Below are 2846 nucleotides of genomic sequence, written 5' to 3'. Positions count from 1 at the left end.
ATTCGGATTGCTAAAATTAAAGTATTGAAAATTAAAAAAATAATTCAGTGCAAATAAACCAAGTAACACCAATGCACTATCAAAAAATCGCAAATATAATTTACGTTCTGAAATGGTGAAATGAAGGTTACTTTTGGGCATTTAGAATAAATTTAAGTATAGATTACTTAGGTATTCAAAGTTATGGTATTTTTTCACAAATATGAATCCTTTTAATCCAATACTTTCAAGTTCCTCAACTTTCATAGATTTAAATTGATAAATACCTTCAACGATAGCTTCTCCACTTTCCGGTTTTACAATAATTCCACATTTAGCTAATTCAGTTGAACTTTTTATTTTATTTGAAGACTCTAAAATGGGCTTACTTGCAAGCATATAATCATAATATTTATTATATGAGACACCATAATCGTATAATTTATTATTATATCTACCAACATAGCAAACATCAAAAAGAGTTAGTATATTTTGCACTTGATTTTTACCAATTTTATCTATAAAAGTAATATTATTATTTCCTTTAGTTTGCTCAATAAATTGTTTTTTTAAATATCCATTACCAACTATTACAAAATGAATATCCTTTTTATCTTTCAATAAAATTGCTGCATCCACAAAGTATTCCATCGCATTAGCCATACCAATGGTTCCTGCATAACCAACAATAAATTTATTTTTGGGAATTTCATGTATTACTGAAATGGGTAAATCCTCATTTTTTAGAAGTGTTTCATCAATACCATTCGGTATCCAGTATAATTTATTAGGATTCTTGGATATGTTATTTATATATGAATTAGCATTTGGTAATAATGAAACAATGGCATCTGATTTTTTGTACGCAAATTTTTCAAACCAAGAAACTATGCGTACCAAAGGGTGATCTTTTGAATAACCTTTCAAATATATGGGTGTTAATGGCCATAAATCTCTAATTTCAATAATTAGTTTTTTAGCTTTAAATCTTTTCTTAAAAAAATAACCATTTATAATTGGGAAAATAGGCATTGATGATACTATAATATGAGATGGCTTACTTAATGCTTTAGTCGGTAAAAAAAATAACTTAAGCATAAAAATAAAATTACTCCAAAATTTACGGTAACCACCACCTTTATACTTTGGAGTTTTTACCCAACAAAAAGTAATTCCATCTTCAACTTCTTCAAGAGTAAATGTTTTATTTGAAGTTTTAGGTTGATTTATAAAAAGATGATTGTATGAACCTGAAATTATTTTTACAACATATCCTTTTTTAACCCAATAGGTTGCAAAATTATAGTGCCTTTCTCCCCAACCAGAATCAGGCTTACCGGCTGTTTGATTTAATACCCATATAACTTTTTTACCCATTCTTCAAATTTGAAATTACTGCTTTATATTTTCCATTAGTCGTTTTCTCTATCTCATTAACATAACTAAAATTAATTAATACTTCTCCTAATTGGCTCTTAATTCTGTCTATCATTACTTTCTCAAAATTTGTTTCATATGAATTTTCAACTACTAATTTTATTTCAATTTGATTTAATGTTTTCTGAATAACTTGCGCCATTATAATTGATGGAATTCCAACAAATATTCCATGAAAACGTACCATTTTTTGTCCTTTGCTACCTATAATCACATCTTCTATTCTCCCTTCTATTTCATCAATTTTTAGCATTTTACTACCTGAAAAAGTTTTTTGATTCTCTGATAATTTCACACTATCACCAATCCTATAACGTATCAGTGGTTGGTCGTAATTCAAAAATCCAGTAGCAACTACTTCTCCTGATTTCCCATAATTTAAATTTTTACCATTACTGTCTAAAACTTCCATAATACCTGAATCAGGACTAAAAAGAAGTTCTCCTTTCTTATTTTCGGAAATTAAACCACAAGCTTCTACTCCACTATATGCGTCAAACACTTTACATTGAAACGTATTTTCAATAATAGTTCTCATTGTGGTGGTTAATTTTTCACTTGATGTTAATACTGCTTTTAACTTTGGAGCCTTTAAATTTTGTTTACGAATACTTTGCGACAATAAATAGATACTCATAGCATAACCTACTAAATAGGTAGCTTTTGATTTCTGTAAACCTAATACATACTCTTTTGCTGTGTTATCAGAAATATGATACGCTGAAAAATAGGCTTGAGATTCCGCTTTATTATACCTAAAATATGGTGGCTTAGGTTTATCAGAAAGAATAACACGTCTGCCTCCAATCATAGCTCTAGGCAATTTATAATTTACACCCGCCCAATTTCTAACACGTAATTCATATAATGCGCTCCAAGTTTGATGAAATTTTTTACTAAAATATATTTGAGTAGGTGTGCCTGTACTCCCACTGCTATTATAAAACTTTCCTTTTCCCCTTTTATTGGATAGTAATGTAGTTGTTCCATACTTCCGTAATTCATCTTTTTCCAAATATGGAAGTTTCTGTAAGTCTTCTAACTCAAAATTTTCAAAATCTTGAATTGTAAAACCATATTCTGTATACTTTTTTCTATAAAATGGAACCGTTGTATATGAATGAATTAATAACTTTCGAAGTTCAAATGTTTGATACGCTATCCATTGTTCTTCTGAAAAATTCTCATGTTGCTTAAACTCTTTTAATTTTTCGCTAAAACAACCACCATATCGCCTTCTTTTCCAATAATATCCATAAATTGAAATATAGATATTTTGTAAGAAAACAGGACTTCTAGCATAGAATTGTTCAATCATAGAAAATTCTTAGGTTAAAATTGATAACCATTGTTGTTTCACATTATCCAAATCAAAACTTTCTGCTTTCTTACGAGCATTTAACGAAAGTTCAACTGCTTTAGTTGGATTT

The 2846-nt window shown here is 28.6% G+C and carries 2 protein-coding genes; both read right to left on the bottom strand.

All coding sequences use genetic code 11. The features are described 5' to 3' along the window. Positions 1–141 precede the first annotated feature (141 nt). Entirely contained in the window at positions 142–1356 is a 1215-nt protein-coding gene (locus tag ABY863_RS13340) for a glycosyltransferase family 4 protein (protein WP_372795646.1), read from the bottom strand. Then, a complete protein-coding gene (locus tag ABY863_RS13335; protein ID WP_372795644.1) occupies positions 1349–2734 on the bottom strand; it encodes a phenylacetate--CoA ligase family protein in 1386 nt (461 codons plus the stop codon). The genes ABY863_RS13340 and ABY863_RS13335 overlap by 8 nt, the downstream gene beginning before the upstream one ends. Between the last annotated feature and the right edge of the window lie 112 nt (positions 2735–2846).

It is taken from the genome of Lutibacter sp. (genome assembly GCF_041562875.1).
Classification (GTDB): domain Bacteria; phylum Bacteroidota; class Bacteroidia; order Flavobacteriales; family Flavobacteriaceae; genus Lutibacter.
Note: the sequence above shows the minus strand (reverse complement) of the source record. Positions and strands in the feature narration are given on the sequence as shown.

Excerpts from the sequence above, each read along its gene's own strand:
- ABY863_RS13340 (WP_372795646.1), bottom strand. The coding sequence starts at position 1,356 with ATGGGTAAAAAAGTTATATGGGTATTAAATCAAACAGCCGGTAAGCCT.
- ABY863_RS13335 (WP_372795644.1), bottom strand. The coding sequence starts at position 2,734 with ATGATTGAACAATTCTATGCTAGAAGTCCTGTTTTCTTACAAAATATC.